Origin of the sequence: Affinirhizobium straminoryzae (genome assembly GCF_007004135.1) — a bacterium.
GTDB lineage: Bacteria > Pseudomonadota > Alphaproteobacteria > Rhizobiales > Rhizobiaceae > Neorhizobium > Neorhizobium straminoryzae.
Window position 1 is genome coordinate 134,889 of record NZ_VJMG01000030.1, and the last position, 15,665, is coordinate 150,553.

At 65.0% G+C, this 15,665-nt stretch carries 16 protein-coding genes; 9 read left to right on the forward strand and 7 right to left on the reverse strand.

The window, feature by feature from the left end:
• Positions 1 to 8: 8 nt before the first annotated feature.
• Positions 9 to 1,745 carry an MFS transporter gene (locus FNA46_RS12835; RefSeq protein ID WP_143125592.1) on the reverse strand — a complete coding sequence of 579 codons (1,737 nt, stop codon included), beginning with the start codon at positions 1,743 to 1,745 and terminating at the stop codon, positions 9 to 11.
• The gene (locus FNA46_RS12840) at positions 1,742 to 2,197 is read right to left on the reverse strand and encodes a MarR family winged helix-turn-helix transcriptional regulator (RefSeq protein WP_143125593.1); all 456 of its coding nucleotides are present in this window, start codon (positions 2,195 to 2,197) and stop codon (positions 1,742 to 1,744) included. The genes FNA46_RS12835 and FNA46_RS12840 overlap by 4 nt, the downstream gene beginning before the upstream one ends.
• Positions 2,198 to 2,555: 358 nt before the next feature.
• Between FNA46_RS12840 and FNA46_RS12845 the strand changes: the two genes are divergently transcribed.
• Complete coding sequence (locus tag FNA46_RS12845) at positions 2,556 to 4,052, forward strand: replicative DNA helicase (protein ID WP_143125594.1); 1,497 nt, start codon at positions 2,556 to 2,558, stop codon at positions 4,050 to 4,052.
• Between the two features lie 68 nt (positions 4,053 to 4,120).
• Here FNA46_RS12845 and FNA46_RS12850 read toward each other — a convergent pair whose 3' ends face one another.
• Positions 4,121 to 4,522 carry a rhodanese-like domain-containing protein gene (locus FNA46_RS12850; protein ID WP_143125595.1) on the reverse strand — a complete coding sequence of 134 codons (402 nt, stop codon included), beginning with the start codon at positions 4,520 to 4,522 and terminating at the stop codon, positions 4,121 to 4,123.
• A gap of 101 nt (positions 4,523 to 4,623) precedes the next feature.
• Between FNA46_RS12850 and ftrA the strand changes: the two genes are divergently transcribed.
• Entirely contained in the window at positions 4,624 to 5,610 is a 987-nt protein-coding gene (gene ftrA / locus FNA46_RS12855; RefSeq protein ID WP_143125596.1) for a transcriptional regulator FtrA, read from the forward strand.
• Positions 5,611 to 5,615: 5 nt separating this feature from the next.
• On the opposite strand, the gene FNA46_RS12860 is transcribed toward ftrA, so the two are convergent.
• The 3 genes from FNA46_RS12860 to FNA46_RS12870 form a co-directional block, all read right to left on the reverse strand.
• Complete coding sequence (locus FNA46_RS12860) at positions 5,616 to 5,918, reverse strand: AzlD family protein (RefSeq protein ID WP_143125597.1); 303 nt, start codon at positions 5,916 to 5,918, stop codon at positions 5,616 to 5,618.
• A complete protein-coding gene (locus tag FNA46_RS12865; RefSeq protein WP_143125598.1) occupies positions 5,915 to 6,616 on the reverse strand; it encodes an AzlC family ABC transporter permease in 702 nt (233 codons plus the stop codon). Before FNA46_RS12865 ends, FNA46_RS12860 begins: the two co-directional genes overlap by 4 nt.
• Positions 6,617 to 6,679: 63 nt before the next feature.
• Entirely contained in the window at positions 6,680 to 7,537 is an 858-nt protein-coding gene (locus FNA46_RS12870; RefSeq protein WP_143125599.1) for an AraC family transcriptional regulator, read from the reverse strand.
• A 235-nt stretch (positions 7,538 to 7,772) separates the two neighbouring features.
• Here FNA46_RS12870 and FNA46_RS12875 point away from each other — a divergent pair, with 235 nt between their 5' ends.
• The 3 genes from FNA46_RS12875 to FNA46_RS12885 are packed head-to-tail and all read left to right on the forward strand — an operon-like array spanning position 7,773 to position 10,787.
• The gene (locus FNA46_RS12875; RefSeq protein ID WP_143125600.1) at positions 7,773 to 8,912 is read left to right on the forward strand and encodes an ABC transporter substrate-binding protein; all 1,140 of its coding nucleotides are present in this window, start codon (positions 7,773 to 7,775) and stop codon (positions 8,910 to 8,912) included.
• 13 nt (positions 8,913 to 8,925) lie between these two features.
• Positions 8,926 to 10,005: a FecCD family ABC transporter permease gene (locus FNA46_RS12880; RefSeq protein ID WP_143125601.1), complete on the forward strand. Its 1,080-nt coding sequence runs from the start codon at positions 8,926 to 8,928 to the stop codon at positions 10,003 to 10,005.
• Entirely contained in the window at positions 10,002 to 10,787 is a 786-nt protein-coding gene (locus FNA46_RS12885; RefSeq protein WP_143125602.1) for an ABC transporter ATP-binding protein, read from the forward strand. The genes FNA46_RS12880 and FNA46_RS12885 overlap by 4 nt, the downstream gene beginning before the upstream one ends.
• Before the next feature lie 91 nt (positions 10,788 to 10,878).
• On the opposite strand, the gene FNA46_RS12890 is transcribed toward FNA46_RS12885, so the two are convergent.
• Positions 10,879 to 12,105 carry an alpha-D-ribose 1-methylphosphonate 5-triphosphate diphosphatase gene (locus tag FNA46_RS12890; RefSeq protein ID WP_143125603.1) on the reverse strand — a complete coding sequence of 409 codons (1,227 nt, stop codon included), beginning with the start codon at positions 12,103 to 12,105 and terminating at the stop codon, positions 10,879 to 10,881.
• A 288-nt stretch (positions 12,106 to 12,393) separates the two neighbouring features.
• On the opposite strand from FNA46_RS12890, the gene alr reads away from it, so the two are divergent.
• From alr to radA, 4 genes are all read left to right on the forward strand, one after another.
• Positions 12,394 to 13,563, forward strand: coding sequence for an alanine racemase (gene alr / locus FNA46_RS12895; protein ID WP_143125604.1), 1,170 nt, complete (start codon positions 12,394 to 12,396; stop codon positions 13,561 to 13,563).
• Positions 13,564 to 13,627: 64 nt separating this feature from the next.
• Complete coding sequence (locus FNA46_RS12900) at positions 13,628 to 13,885, forward strand: type II toxin-antitoxin system ParD family antitoxin (protein WP_143125605.1); 258 nt, start codon at positions 13,628 to 13,630, stop codon at positions 13,883 to 13,885.
• Between the two features lie 47 nt (positions 13,886 to 13,932).
• Positions 13,933 to 14,184, forward strand: a complete 252-nt coding sequence (locus tag FNA46_RS12905; protein ID WP_246103059.1) for a type II toxin-antitoxin system RelE/ParE family toxin — start codon at positions 13,933 to 13,935, stop codon at positions 14,182 to 14,184.
• Positions 14,185 to 14,192: 8 nt separating this feature from the next.
• Positions 14,193 to 15,596, forward strand: a complete 1,404-nt coding sequence (radA, locus tag FNA46_RS12910; protein WP_143125606.1) for a DNA repair protein RadA — start codon at positions 14,193 to 14,195, stop codon at positions 15,594 to 15,596.
• Positions 15,597 to 15,665: the final 69 nt, after the last annotated feature.

The following is a 15,665-nucleotide window of genomic DNA, read 5'->3' on the forward strand; positions in this document are numbered from 1 at the left end:
GTGAGACCTTAAGCGTTGGAAACCGCCTCGGCACCGGCACGCCGGCGCGTGGACCAGGCAACAAGCCGATCCCAGGCGAGATGGATGAGAAGACCGATCAGCGCGAGCGCGGAGGCAACACCGACCAGCAGAAAGGTATCGTTGTAGGCCAGCATATAGGCCTCGCGGGACACCTGCTGGCCGAGCAGCGCCAGTCCCTCGGCGTTCAGAAGGGTCTTGTCCGTCAGCGCCTTGGCATAGGCGCCGGAGAGCTGCGCGACGCGCTGGGCGACGTCCGGATCCGTCAGAAGGACGTTTTCGACCAGCAGGGTCGAATGGACCTTTTCACGGATCGTCACGAAGGTGCCGAGCAGGCCCGTTGCGATGACCGAACCGCTGATCTGGGTAAACAGGAAGATCGCGATGAAGTTGACGAGGTAGGGTGGCCCCTTCTGCAGGGCGGCGCCAAAACCGCGCAGCATCACCGGGGGCAGGAACATGGCGGCGCCGAAGGCGATCATCGACTGGCTGAGATAGAACTGTTCCGGCCGGGTGAGATTGTTCGACTGGCTGTCGAGGAAGGCGCCGAGTGCGATCAGCGAGAGTGCGATGACATGGGCGAGGCCGGACTGGCTGCGCACCATCAGCACGGCACAGGCCGCGCCACCCAGCACCGAGCAAAGCAAGATCAGCGAAAACAGGGTCGCCATCTGGTCATTCTGGATGCCAAGCTGCTGCAGGAAGCTGACCATGGTGCTGGACTGCTCGGCAGTGACGGCGCGGAAGACGATCAGCACACCGGCCAGATGCAGGTTCGGCCAGGAGAAGATCCAGCGCAGGTCGAGCAGCGGGTTCTGGCGGCGCAGCTCGATCATGCCGAACAGTGTCAGCGACACGATGGCAAGCGCCACCAGCGCGCCGAGCCACGGCGCCTCGAACCACCAGTAGAAGCGGCCGAGCGTGAAAAAGACGGCAAACGCGCCAAGACCGACGGCCAGCAGCAGATAGGTGAAGATATCGAGCCGCTCGATCGCCTTGACGCGGGGCGGTGCGGTCAGCGGCAGCATGTAGATGACCGGCAGCGCCATCAGCGCCAGGCCGAGTTCCATCGTATAGAGCGCCTCGTAGCCATCGATATCGAGCAGGCCGGGCGAGATGATGCGGGCGACCGGCGCCGCCAGCAGCGTGCCTGTGAGCGCGATGCTGAGACCGACCGTCAGCTTTCTCTGCGGCGGAAAGGCTTCGAGGATGTAGAGAAAGCCAAGTGAAGAGAGGGGGGCGGCTGCCATACCGCTGACGAAGCGCACGACGAGCGCCGAATGCAGGTCGGTGACGAACAGGTTCAGGCACGAGGCCAGCACGAAGGCGCCGATGCTGAGTTCCGCGAAGGGCCGCAGGCCGTATTGCACGCGGATCTTGAACAGCGCCAGCGACAGGCTCGCATAGGGCGCCATATAGGCGGCCGAGAGCGCCGCGACTTCCGCGACCGTGGCGGAGAAGGTGCCCTGCAGCTGGTAGAGATTGGCCGAGACGATGTTCATGCCGAGCCCCTGGGTCATGAACATCAGGAGGCCGGAGGCAATATAGGCGAGCGTCAGCCAGAGCGGGCGCTCCTCGATCGGCACCGGCTGGGCCGGCAAGGATTTTGCGGCGGGCGCGACATTTGCTGCCTGCGGGACAGCTTGCGGCGCCACAGCGGCATCTTCCGGGCGCCGAGCACCGCTCTCCTGGTCTGCGTCGCGACTGACGGTGATGGCGGTGCTCATGCCTTCTGCTCCTCGGCGCTGGAAACGGCAAGGTTCCGGTTCAGTTGCAGGAGAACGTGCAGGGCGGTGTCGAGGTCCTCTTCCGCAATGCCTTCCACCAGACGGTTGCGCAGGCTGCGCGCCAGATCCTGCACGTCGCGGCTCACCACCTCCCCGTCCGGCGTGACGTGGATTTCCTTCACCCGGCGATCGCCATCGCCGGCGCGCCGTTCGATGAGGTTCTGCTTTTCCATGCCGTCCAGCACGCGCACCAGCGTCGGCGTTTCGATCTCCAGTTCTTCGGCCAGATCCTTCTGGCTCAGCACGCCGCGACGGCCGAGGGCAAAGAGCGCGCGGGCGCGCGTCAGCGTCAGCCCGGTTTCCCGCGCCCGCAGGTCGAACAGCGCCCTGAGCCGCCTGTTGAAGGCGGACATTTCATCGAACAGGCGCTCGTTGAGTGTATGACGTGACATTGATAATACGACCTTACAATTAGTATCCTAATTATTTAACCGCTATCTATATCGGGAGCCACAAGCCTTCAAGAGCATAGCTCGCACGACAGCCATGCAAATTTGGCAAATGTCAAAGCAGCCGTCTTGAAACATCCCGCCACGGTGGTGAAGGCGCTATAGTTGGCGTCTCGCCTTCCTGATTCGGCGCGTATCACAGTCAACGGATTTATCGGGGCATGGCCGCATTTTCCGGTCGATGCTTCTGCGGCCTGTGAATCGTTGTGAGTTCACGGCCATCGTTTGTGATCGGCGCGCCGGTCCGGTAGAGTGGAACACCACCAGACATGCCCGACATGAAAATGATTGGATCGATACGATGAACGAAGCCGCGCGCAAACTCGCGCCCGCTCTCTCCAATGAACCGCATTATCGCGAAGCCCCGAACAACCTCGAGGCCGAGCAGGCTCTGCTGGGCGCGATCCTTGTCAACAATGATGCCTATTACCGCGTTTCGGACTTCCTGAAGCCGGTGCATTTTCACGAGCCGCTGCACCGCAAGATCTTCGAGGTGGCGGGCGACATCATCCGCATGGGCAAGATCGCCCATCCGGTGACGATCAAGACCTTCCTGCCCGCCGACACCAAGGTGGGCGACCTCACGCTTGCGCAATATCTTGGGCGTCTCGCCGGCGAAGCGGTCACCATCATCAATGCGGAAGACTATGGCCGCGCCATTTACGATCTGGCGCTGCGCCGCGCGCTGATCACCATCGGCGAAGACATGGTCAACATCGCCTATGATGCACCGCTCGACATGCCGCCGCAGGCGCAGATCGAGGACACCGAACGCCGGCTGTTCGAACTGGCGGAAACCGGCCGCTACGACGGCGGCTTCCAGTCCTTCTCCGATGCGGTGGCGCAGGCGATCGACATGGCCGGCGCCGCCTTCGAGCGCGACGGCCACCTTTCCGGCATTTCGACGGGCATCATGTCGCTCGATGCCAAGATGGGCGGGTTGCAGCGCTCCGACCTGATCGTACTTGCGGGTCGTCCGGGCATGGGTAAGACCTCGCTCGCCACCAACATCGCCTACAATATTGCGGCGGCTTACGAGCCGGAGGTGCTGCCGGACGGCTCCTTCAAGGCCAAGAATGGCGGTGTCGTCGGCTTCTATTCGCTCGAAATGTCGTCCGAACAGCTGGCCACCCGTATCATTTCCGAGCAGACGGAAGTCTCCTCCTCGAAAATCCGCCGCGGCGACATCACCGAGGCCGATTTCGAAAAGCTCGTCGCCTGCAGCCAGATGATGCAGAAGGTGCCGCTGTTCATCGACCAGACCGGTGGCATCTCGATTGCCCAGCTGTCGGCGCGCGCCCGGCGCCTGAAGCGCCAGCGCGGCCTCGATGTGCTGGTGGTGGACTATATCCAGCTGATGACCGGCTCCGGCAAATCCGGGGAAAACCGCGTGCAGGAAGTGACCCAGATCACCACCGGCCTGAAGGCGCTCGGCAAGGAACTGAACGTTCCGATCATCGCGCTCTCGCAGCTCTCGCGTCAGGTGGAAAATCGCGAGGACAAGCGCCCGCAGCTTTCCGACCTTCGCGAATCCGGCTCGATCGAGCAGGACGCCGACGTGGTGCTCTTCGTGTTCCGCGAGGAATACTATGTGAAGAACATGGAACCGCGCGACCCGAACGACCCGAAATATCCGGAATGGGAAGCGCATATGGACAAGGTGAAGGGCACGGCCGACGTGATCATCGCCAAGCAGCGTCACGGACCGACCGGTACTGTCAAGCTCGCCTTCCAGTCGGAATATACCCGCTTCGCGGATCTGGCCGACCCGAGTTTTACCCAGTACGAGGAACATTGATCCACAAGACAGCGCCCCGCCCGAAAAGCGGGGCGTTTCCGTTCGGGCCGATCATTGGGGACCGCACGTCAGGAGATTTCCCCCGTCGCCAGCGCAAACCCCTCGTCCAGCCAGCCGGTGATGCCGCCGGCCATCAGCTTGACCGGGAGGCCAAGTTCGGCAAGCCGCAGGGCTCCACGTGCAGCACCATTGCAATGGGGGCCGGCGCAGTAGGTCACGAACAGCGTGCCTTGCGGCCACGCCGACATGCGGTGCGCGGTGATCTTGCCATGCGGCAGGCTGATGGCGCCCGGCACATGGCCGGCGGCATAAAGAGCAGGGCTGCGCACATCAAGCAATACGAAATCTGCGCCCTTGGCGAGCGCGTCATGCACATCCCAGCAATCGGTCTCGAAGGTGAAGCTTGCGGCGAAATGGGCGCGCGCCGCCTCGCTCGGGGCAGCGGCAACGGCGGTGACGGAACTTGGCATCGATCGATCTCCCTTGAGCAGAGCAGTCCTGTGAACGGCCAGACCATCGGCAAATCCGCCCGGCTTGCCAATTGGCAACTTTGACAATATGCGTAGAGATCATGCCAAACCTGTCCCCTGCCCTTAGCGGTCCGCTGGTCGTCGCGCTCGTCTATGACGGGCTGTGCACGTTTGAATTCGGCATTGTCGCAGAGGTGTTCGGGCTAAGCCGGCCGGAAATGGGGCCGGGCTGGTATCGCTTCGCCAGCGCCGCCATCGAGAACGGGCCGTTGCGGGCGCAGGGCGGCCTGACGGTGACGGCCGATGGCGACGTCAGTCTGATCGATCGGGCGGACATGATCGTCGTGCCGGGCTGGCGGGGCATCGATCTTCCGGTGCCGGACGATCTTTGCGCGCGGCTGCGTGCGGCCCATGTGCGTGGCGCGCGGCTTGTTTCGCTTTGTTCGGGCGCCGTGGTGCTGGCCGAAACCGGCCTGCTGGACGGCGCCATCGCCGCGACCCACTGGCGCTATGCCGAGAAGCTGCAGCAAAGGCGCCCGCAGGTGAGCGTGGACGAGACCTCGCTCTACCGCATTCACGACCGCATCTTCACCGCCGCCGGCAGCGCAGCCGGCATCGATCTTCTGATCGAGATCGTCCGCCGGGATTTTGGCGCGGCAGCCGCCAATTCGGTGGCCCGGCGCATCGTGATGCCGGCCCACCGCAGCGGCGGCCAGGCGCAGTTCCTGGAGCGACCGGTGGCGCTGCGGCCGGGCAGCGAGATCGCGCCCCTTCTCGATCAGGTGCGGCAGGATCTTGCCGGCGACTGGACGATCGCCCGCATGGCCAGCAGCTGCCGGATGAGCGAGCGCACCTTCATCCGCCGCTTCATCGAGGCAACCGGTGTTTCCCCCGGCGACTGGCTGGCAGCAGAACGGATGGAACGGGCCAAACAGCTGCTTTGCGCGCGCGACGCGCCGATGGAGGAGATCGCCCATGCCGTCGGCTTCGGCTCCGCCCATGCACTGCGCCACCATTTTCGCAAGCGGCTTGGCCTCAGCCCCACCGCCTTTCGCACCCGCTTCATGCCGGTGGAGGCCGGGGGCTAAGGGCGTCAGAGCCCCGCGGCGCGCAGCAGCGCCACGGTGACGACACCGGCACCCGCCGCCGGCAGAAGCGGAAGACGCAGCGCAGCCAGCGCCGCAACGAGGCAGGCGATGGTTTCGGCCGGACCGGTGGCAATCGCGGTCGGGGTCACCACGGCCATCAGCACGGCAGGCGGCACCGCCGTCAGCGCCCGCTCCAGACGCGGCGACAGCGTGAACCGGCTGACGAGCAGTGCGCCGATGAGGCGGGTGAAGACGGTGGCGGCCATCATGGCGAGGATGGCGGCAAGGGTTGCGGGATCGAGCGTCATGCCGCCACCTCCTGCCGGACCGGGGAGAGGAGTGCTGCGACAAGCCCCGCCAGCGCGCCTGCGGCGATATACCAGGCGCCCGGCACAAGGCTGTGAACGGTCAGCGCCGCAACCGCACTGGCCGCGAGCACCCGCCCCGTATCGGCGCCCTTCCAGAAGCCCATCAGCAGCACGATGAAGACGGCCGGAAAGGCAAAGTCGAGCCCATAGACCGCGACATCGCCCAGCAGCGCCCCGAACAGCGAGCCGCCGAGGCTCGCCAGAACCCAGCCGCAGTAGAAGGGAAGCGCGAGGCCGAGATAGAAGGCCGGGCTCAGCGGCTGACGGCGGGCGCGGGCTTCCGCCAGCGCCCAGTTCTCGTCCGCCATGACGAGAAGCGCCGGTACCGTCTGCCAGCGACGGAACAGGCCGAGACTGCGTGCCAGCGAGGCGCCCATCAGGATATGGCGGAGGTTGACGAGAAGCGCCGCAAAGCCGAGCGCACTCCAGGAAGCCGGATGTGTCCACAGATCCATGGCGACGAATTGCGAGCCGCCGGCAAACACCAGCGCGCTCATCAGCACGGTTTCCAGCGGCGAAAGGCCATTGCCGGCCGCAACCGTGCCGAACACGAAGCCGATCGGCAGCGCCGCCAGCACGAGGGGAAGAATGGCGCGCAAACCGTCGAGCAGCTCGCGCCGAAAATGCCGTGATGTCATGAAGACCTCCTGTCGAGACAGGCTGTAAAGGTCCGGACTGGCGCGGGTCTTGAAGGAAAGTGATCAGCCGGCGCGGAAGACGGCCGGCGTCAGCCCGGTGCGCGCCTTGAAATGCCGCGTCAGATGCGCCTGATCGGCAAAGCCGCAGGCCGCCGCCGTGTCGGATGGTGTCGCGCCGCTGCGCAGCAGGTGGCGGGCATGCCGGATGCGCAGATCGGTCTGGTAGGCATGCGGCGTGATGAAGTAATGCTTTCGGAAGGCACGGATCATGTGGGCGCGGCTGAGACCCGCCACCTTCGCCAGGGTTTCCAGCCCGATATCCGCGTCGAAATGCCGGGCGATGAAATCCTTCACCCGCCGCATGGCGAGCGGTTCGTGATAGTCCCGCGTGCTGATAATGGCGCTGCCGTGACGGGCGAACATGGTGGCAAGCACGCCATACATGCTCTCCTCCCCCTCCAGCGCGGTGCCTTCCTCGATGGCACGGTGCGCCCGGTTGAAGGCGGTGGCGAGCGGCGCATCCGTCAAAAGCTGGCGTGAAAAGCTCGGCATGCCGTGAAAGGCCCGGCCCGTCATATCCTCGATGATCTCCGTCAGAAGCGCCGGGTCCGGATAGATCATCCGGTAGCGATAACCGTCCGGCGCACCGGGCTGACCGTCATGGATCTCGCCGGGATTGATCAGATAGAGCGCACCGGGGCCAGTATGCTCCCGCGCGCCGCGGATCATCGCCACCTGGCACCCGGTCTCGATCGCGCCAATCGAAAACGTATCGTGCGAATGCGGGGAAAATTCGTGCGTGATGAAGGAAGCCGTCAGGCATTCCATGTTGCGGAAACGCCGGTCGCGCCAGAAACGGGTCTGCTCCGTCCGGGAGACGGGCGTCGCCTCGGCCGCCTGCTGCTGGGAAACATTGTGCATGACATCAGCATAATGCGCCCTGCCCGCTCCGTCTTGAACAAAAGTGAGGTCCGGCTGCCCATCCTTGCAGCCGGCTGCCATGCACAGCCCGCCTGCGGCGCCTTGTCCCTTGTCGCGACCTATCGAGCAAAAGTGAAGTTAACCTGATTGACAACATCATCTTTCGGCGCAAGAAGCGCCGCACCATCCGTTTCCATCCCCGGCCCTTCCTCCCAGCCCTTTCTTGGATACAGCAATGAAGCTCTTTTCGCGTTTGCGCCTGGCCCTCCAGGCAAGCCTGTTTGCCCTGCCGGCCCTCACCGCCCATGCCACCGATTATCCGCTGACGGTTACCGATTTTGCCGGCCGCAGCGTCGAGATCAAGTCGGAGCCGAAGCGCGTCGTGCTGCAGGATGGCCGCGATCTCTTCACGCTGGCACTGCTCGACCGCCAGGACCCGCTGCAGCGCGTCGTTGCCTGGAACAACATCCTGTCGCGCTCCGATCGCCAGGGCTGGGCGCTTTTCCAGAAGAAATGGCCTGAATCGGCGGCACGGCCGGTCGACATGAAGTTCGGCGATGACGGCCAGATGAACATGGAGCAGATCGTGGCGGCCAGGCCGGATCTCGTCATCGTGCATGCGCGCGTCAAGCAGGCGCTGGAGGATGCCCATGTGCTGGACAGCCTGAAGGCGCTCGGCGTGCCGGTTCTGATGATCGACAGCGAAATGGAGCCCGCGGTCAATGCGGTCAAGAGCGTCGAGCTGCTGGGCAAGGTGCTGAACCGCGAGAAGGAAGCAGAAGAGTATGCCGGCTTCTATCGCAGCCACCAGAAGGCGGTGGATGACGCCATTGCCGGCACGGCCAAGCCCAAGGTGTTCATCGAGGCGCTTGCCGGTCGCAAGGGCGCCGATTTCTGCTGCTTCACCCATGGCGATGTCTATTGGGGCAAGCTCGTTCAGGCCGCCGGCGGCGAAAACCTCGGCACCAGGATGCTGAGCGGCCGCACCGGCGACGTGGCGCTGGAAAGCATCATCGGCGCCCAGCCGGACGTCTACATGATGAGCGGCACGCCGTTCGAGGACAAGGCGGCCGTCTCGCCCGCCTTCGGCTTCGACATCGACCGGGCCAGCGTCGAACAGGGCATGTCCCGGCTGATGGCGCGCAAGGGATTCGAGCACATCAAGGCGGTGCAGGACGGCCACGTGGTGGGCCTTTACCACCAGCTCTATTCCAGCGTCTGGAACATCTATGCCATCGAATATCTGGCCAAGGCGCTGCATCCGGACGAGACGAAGGCCATCGATCCCGATGCCGACCTGAAGACGATCCTGACCCGGATGACCGGCCTTGGCGACGTGCCTGTTGTCTTCGGGGCAAGGCTCGCCGGCAAGTGACGGTCGCTCTGCCATGACGTCACTCAACATCGCGCAGCCTGCCGAAGACCTTGGCTTTCGCCAGGATGCCGCAACGTGGCGACGCGTGGCCATCATTGCCGCCCTTTTCGGGGCGGCCTGCATCTTCGGCGTGCTGGATATCATGATCGGTTCCGGCACGCTCAGCCTCTCGCAGGTCCTGGCCGCCCTGTTCAGCCCGGCGCATGCCGATCCCGGCGCGGTCTTCATCGTCTGGAGCCTGCGCATGCCGATGACGCTGATGGCGGCGGTCACCGGCATCGGCCTGTCTCTCGCCGGTCTGCTGATGCAGACGATCCTCGACAACCCGCTGGCGGAACCCTTCACGCTCGGCGTTTCCTCGGCGGCGGGCTTTGGCGCGGCGCTGACGCTCGCGGCCGGCTTTGCCGTCTCGACCCTTCTGCCCGGCGTGCCGCCGGAGCTGGTCATCTCGATCAACGCCTTCGTCTTTGCGCTTCTCGCCGTCCTGCTGGTGCTCGGCCTCTCGCAGGGCGCGCGCAATGTGCAGATCATCACGCTTCTCGGGATTGCGCTGCATTTCGTCTTCAGCGCGCTTCTGTCGCTCGTGCAATACACCGCCAGCATCGACCAGTTGCAGAGCATCGTCTTCTGGCTGATGGGCTCGCTGCAGCGGGCGACCTGGCTGAAGCTGACGATCACCGGCAGCGTCGTGCTCGCCGTGCTCCCCGTCGTGCTGTTCCATGCCTGGCAGCTGACGGCGCTGCGCAGCTTTGGCGAACAGGCCATCGTCTTCGGCGTTCGGGTGCGGCGGCTGCGGGCCCTGATGCTGGTGCTTTCGGCGCTGCTCGCCGGTTCTGTCACCGCCGTGGTCGGGATCATCGGCTTCATCGGTCTTGTCGCGCCGCATGTGGCGCGCATGCTGACCGGTGAGGATTACCGCTTCACCATCGCCTCCACCATGGCGGTCGGTGCCCTGTTCGTGACGATCGCCTCGCTGCTGTCCAAGGTGATCCTGCCCGGCGCGGTGTTGCCGCTCGGCATGGTGACCTCGCTGGCTGGACTTCCCTTCTTCATCTTCCTGATCCTGCGCAAGAGCCGGGGAAGCCTGCGATGAGCCTCGTCGTCGAAGATTACAGCGTCACGATCGGCAGCCAGACAGTGATCCGGGATGCGCGGATGAGCGCGCGGCCTGGCGAAATCCTGGCCGTGCTCGGCCCCAATGGCGCCGGCAAATCCACCTTCGTGCGGGGGCTCTGCGGCCTGCGCAAGGCCCGCGGCAAAGCCATGCTCGGCAGCTTCGATCTTCTGAACAGCACGCCCGCCGAACGCGCCGAGAAGGTGGGCTATGTCGCGCAGGATCTCGCCCATCTCGATGTGCAGATGACGGTGCTCGACCTCCTGATTCTCGCCCAGAACAGCGGCCGGCATGGCTGGAAGACCGAAAGCGGCAGTTTTCGCCGCGCCCGGCAGATTCTCGAGGCGCTGAACCTTGTCCATTTCGCCGGCAAGCAGCCGTCGCAACTCTCCGGCGGCGAACGGCAGATGATCGCGCTCGCCCTCGCGCTGGTGCGCCGGCCGGACCTGCTGCTGCTGGACGAGCCCACCTCGGCGCTCGATCTGGCCAACCAGTTGCAGATGCTGGACGCGGTGCGCGAGGTGACGCGGCGCGAAGGCATCGTCACGCTCGCCATCCTGCACGACATGAATCTCGCCAGCCGCTATGCGGATGCAACGCTGATCCTGAGCGACGGCCACATCCGCCACCACGGCCGCACGGCCGAGGTTCTTCACCCGGAGATGATCGCGGAGATCTATGGCGTGGAGTGCCGCCTCGTGGAACTGGAGGACGGACACCGGGCGATCTATCCGGTCGCGCTGCGATCGCACTCTTTCTGAGCAAACATTTCCCAGGAAGAGAGAGGGGGGACTGCGGCTCTGTCCGCCGAGAGCTGACCCGCGTCACGGATCAAGCCGCAGCCCTTGCGCCTCAATGCCCTGCCGGCACGGCACGATAGGCCTCGCGGCCTTCAACGAAGGTGCGCCGCACGGAGGGCACGCCGCCGTCAGGCCACTCGACCAGCACCAGATCGGCCCGGCGGCCGACCTCGACGACGCCACGATCCGCAAGCCCCGAGGCGCGGGCCGGATTGGCCGAAACCAGCGGCCAGAGCGCATGCAGCGGCGCCACGCCATCCGCCAGCAGGCGGGCAAGCCCCAGCAGCATGGCCGGATAATAGTAATCGGAGGCGAGGATATCGCAGAGGCCTTCGCGGATCATGTCGGCAGCACCGATGGAGGCGAGATGGCTGCCGCCGCGCGTGGCATTCGGCGCACCGAACACAATGAAATCGCCGGCTGCGCGCGCCGCCTCGGCCACCCGCCGGTTCATCGGGAACTCGCTGATGCGCGCACCATGGCCGCGATAGAAATCGCGCGTCTCGATCTGGCTGTCGTCATGCGAGAGCATCGGGGCATCGGCGGCGCGGCCAAGGGCAGCAACCGTGTCAATCGCTGCCTGCACCTCGGAACGCCGCTCCCAGACGGAACGCGTCAGCGCCACCATATCGGCAGCAGGTATCTTTGCCCGCTTGCCGCGCTCGGCCATCTTGTCGGCGAAGACCGGATTTTCCGGCTCCAGCGCCGGATAGGCCGGATCGAACTCGAACGGCCGCTCCTGCATCCGGACCGCCGGATCGAGCAGCAGCATCGAGGTATGGTCGTTGAAGGCAATCGAGGGCAGACGCGGACCGGCAAGCGCGTCGCGGATGAGATCGATCGCCTCGAAGCAGAAGGTTTCCCAGCGCAGCTGCACGCGGTTGTCGACGGTGAGGCGCGGCGCCAGCTGTTCAAGCCCGGCGACGATGGCGCGACCGTTCTCCACCGAACGCAGCCCCGGCTCCCAGCTCAGCGTCAGTGCATGATAGGCGGTTGCGATGCCGTTTGCAGCAAGCTGCCGGTCGGTTTCCAGAAGCGCCGGCGCCACTGGCAGCATCGTGCCCGGTCGTGGCATGATCTGCCGCTCGAAGGCATCGCCATGAATGTCCACGAAGGCCGGTGCAAGCATCTGGCCGCGGCCGTCGATCACGAATGCCCCGTCGCGGGCGCCGTCGATGGCGGTGATGCGGCCGTCTTCGACGTGGACGCAGGCGGGCGCAAGGCGATCCGCAAAGACCACGGTTGCGCCTTCGATGATGAATGCCGGATGCTGCTGCATGATATCGATTCCTTGATCGCAACGGGCGCGGTTCTGACAGAGGCGCGCTTCTACTGGCCAGATGTGACACTATTGCGAGCGCGCCCGGACAGAACTGCATTTTGAAACCCTGGCATTCGGCTGTCATCCCTTTGCGCGCAAACGCTGTGCATGTGCGAAGAATTCACGGGATCATCGTTTTCGTCCGCTCCAGACGTGATAGGGTCGCGCCCGCCTGTACCCGGTTTTGCGGCACCGGATCGGGAAAGCGGCCCGGTGACGCCCGATGAATGACAAAGGATGATGCGAATGACCGACGGACGCGATGAGCTGATGGAAACCGATCCCTTCGATGCCGCCCCGCTCCGTCTCACCGTCAACCTGGAAGCGCTTGCCGAAAACTGGCGCGACATGGCGGCACGCTCGGGCAGGGCGCGGGCCGGCGCGGTGGTGAAGGCCGACGCCTACGGGCTCGGCATCGAGGATTGCGGGCTGACGCTCTACGAGGCCGGGGCGCGCGATTTCTTCGTGGCCTCCGCCAGCGAAGGCGAGACGCTGCGCGCCTATGCGCCGGAGGCGCGGATCTTCGTGCTGTCCGGCATCTGGCCTGGACAGGAGAAAACCTTCTTCGACAGTGATCTTGTTCCGGTGCTCGCCTCCGAGGAACAGCTGGCCTTCTGGATGTCGGTGCTTGCCGAGCATGGTCCCTATCCCTGCGCGCTGCAGGTCGACACCGGTTTCAACCGGCTGGGGCTTTCGGTCGACGAAGCACTGGCGCTCGCCGACGACGTCTCGCGCCCGACGAGTTTCGAACCGGTGCTTGTTCTCTCTCATCTGCACAGCGGCGACACGCCGGACGCCGAGGCCAACCGCAGGCAGCTCGATCTGTTCCGGACGGTGAGCGCCGCCTTCGATGGCGTCGAAGCCAGCCTCTCCGCCTCGGCCGGCATCTTCCTCGGGCCGGACTATCACTTCGACCTGACGCGGCCGGGGATTGCTCTCTACGGCGGGCAGGCCTGCATCGGCATGGGCAATCCGATGCGGCCGGTTGCCACCGCCGAAGCGCGCATCGTGCAGATCCGCGAGGCGAAAGCCGGCGAAACCGTCAGCTATGGCGGCACGCACCGCCTCGCCCGCGACAGCCGTCTCGCCGTCGCGTCTGTCGGCTATGCCGATGGCTATCTGCGCAATCTTTCGGGCAGCGGCATACCGCTGCGCGCCAGCGTGCCGGCAGGCGCCTTCGGCTTCATCGCCGGAACGCGCGTGCCGGTGCTTGGCCGCATCACCATGGATCTCACCATCTTCGACGTCACGGATGTGGCCATTCCTGCGATCCGCGCCGGCGATTACATCGAACTGTTCGGTCCCAACATGGCGCTGGACGACGTGGCGGCCGCTGCCGGCACGATCGGCTACGAACTGCTCACCGGCCTTGGGCTTCGCTACGAGCGCCGGAGCCTCGGCGAAGACGACATCTGAGCCTTTTCGTCCCCACTGGTCAGGGCGCGGATGCTGCGCTATAAGAGAACAAAAGGAGATCGAAATGACCGAGATCCACCTGACCGAGGAAGAACAGGCCTTCATCGATGCGAAGCTGCGCAGCGGTGTCTACCGAAGCGCCGAGGACGTGGTGCGGGCGGGGCTGCAGTTGCTGGACCGTGATGATGAGCATGTTCGGCAGGCGATCGATGCCGCCGATGCTCAAGTCGCAGCTGGCGATACCCTTCCGTTCGAAAACGCGGATGCAATCGCTGATTCGGTCATCGAGCGGGGGATGCGGCGATTAAACCGAAAAAGCTGATCTACACGCGGCTCGCGGATCAGGACCTCGTCGACATCTTTGTCCATATTGGCGAAAGCGACATCATCGCAGCAAGCCGTTTCGTGCGTCAACTAACAAGCAAGATCGCATGGATAGCAGCAAGCGGCTTTCCCGGCGTTCCACGTGATGACCTGCGCAGCGGCTTGAAGGCACTGCCCTTTCGCAGACGCTGCATCTACTTCCGCACGACGGCGGAGGAGGTGATCATCCTCAGCGTTCTGCACGGCCACCAGCCTCTCTCGGCCGACCTCTTTCCCGAAGAACAACAAGAAGACTGATCCTTTCGATGGCAAAACCCAAGACCCAATTCGTGTGCCAGAACTGCGGCACGGTACATACCCGCTGGGCCGGCAAGTGCGATGGCTGCGGCGAGTGGAACACCATCGTCGAGGAAGACCCGATGGGGGGCATCGGCGGCGGTCCCGGCAAGGCACCGAAGAAGGGGCGGCCCGTGGCGCTGACGACGCTGTCCGGTGAGACGGAGGAAGCGCCGCGCGTACAGACCGGCATTGACGAACTGGACCGGGTGACGGGTGGCGGTTTCGTGCGCGGCTCTGCCGTTCTGGTCGGCGGCGATCCCGGCATCGGCAAGTCGACTCTCCTGATGCAGGCGGCAGCGGCGCTCTCGCGGCGCGGCCACCGGATCATCTATGTCTCGGGCGAAGAGGCGGTCGCACAGGTGCGCCTGCGCGCCCAGCGGCTGGGAGCGGCGTCTTCCGACGTGCTGCTGGCGGCGGAAACCAATGTGGAGGACATTCTGGCGACCCTTGCCGAGGGCAAGCGGCCGGACCTCGTGATCATCGATTCCATCCAGACGCTGTGGAGCGATACCGCCGATTCCGCGCCGGGAACGGTCACCCAGGTGCGCACCGGCGTGCAGGCGATGATCCGCTTTGCCAAGCAGACGGGGGCCGCCATGGTGCTGGTCGGTCACGTGACGAAGGAAGGCCAGATCGCCGGCCCGCGCGTCGTCGAGCACATGGTCGATGCGGTGCTTTATTTCGAGGGCGACCGCGGCCATCATTACCGCATCCTGCGCACGGTGAAGAACCGTTTCGGGCCGACCGACGAGATCGGCGTGTTCGAAATGTCGGACAAGGGCCTGCGGGAAGTGTCCAACCCGTCCGAACTCTTTCTCGGCGAGCGCAATGCCAAGGCCCCGGGTGCTGCCGTCTTCGCCGGCATGGAAGGGACGCGTCCCGTGCTGGTGGAGGTGCAGGCGCTCGTGGCGCCCACCTCGCTCGGCACGCCGCGACGCGCCGTCGTCGGCTGGGATTCGGCACGCCTGTCGATGATCCTTGCCGTACTGGAAGCCCATTGCGGCGTGCGTCTCGGCCAGCACGACGTCTATCTCAATGTGGCCGGGGGCTACCGCATTTCGGAACCGGCGGCCGATGTGGCGGTGGCGGCAGCACTTGTCTCCTCGCTGGCCGCAGCCCCCCTGCCGGCCGAGCGGGTCTATTTCGGCGAGGTCAGCCTGTCGGGAGCGGTGCGTCCGGTCTCGCAGACGGCACAGCGCCTCAAGGAAGCCGAAAAGCTGGGCTTTTCTTCCGCCATGCTGCCCGCCTCCTCGGCCGAGATCCCGAAGGGCGGCCGCAAGGGCTGGAGCGAGATCGAAGGCCTGCCCGATCTGGTGGTGGAAATCGCGGGATCGATGAGGAAGCTGGGGAAAGCGGAGGCGGAGGATTGATCTTTTCCCCGCCGTCTCCCTGTTGTAAGAGGTGCGCCACCGGCGGTGAGGGTTAACCGGACCTTCACG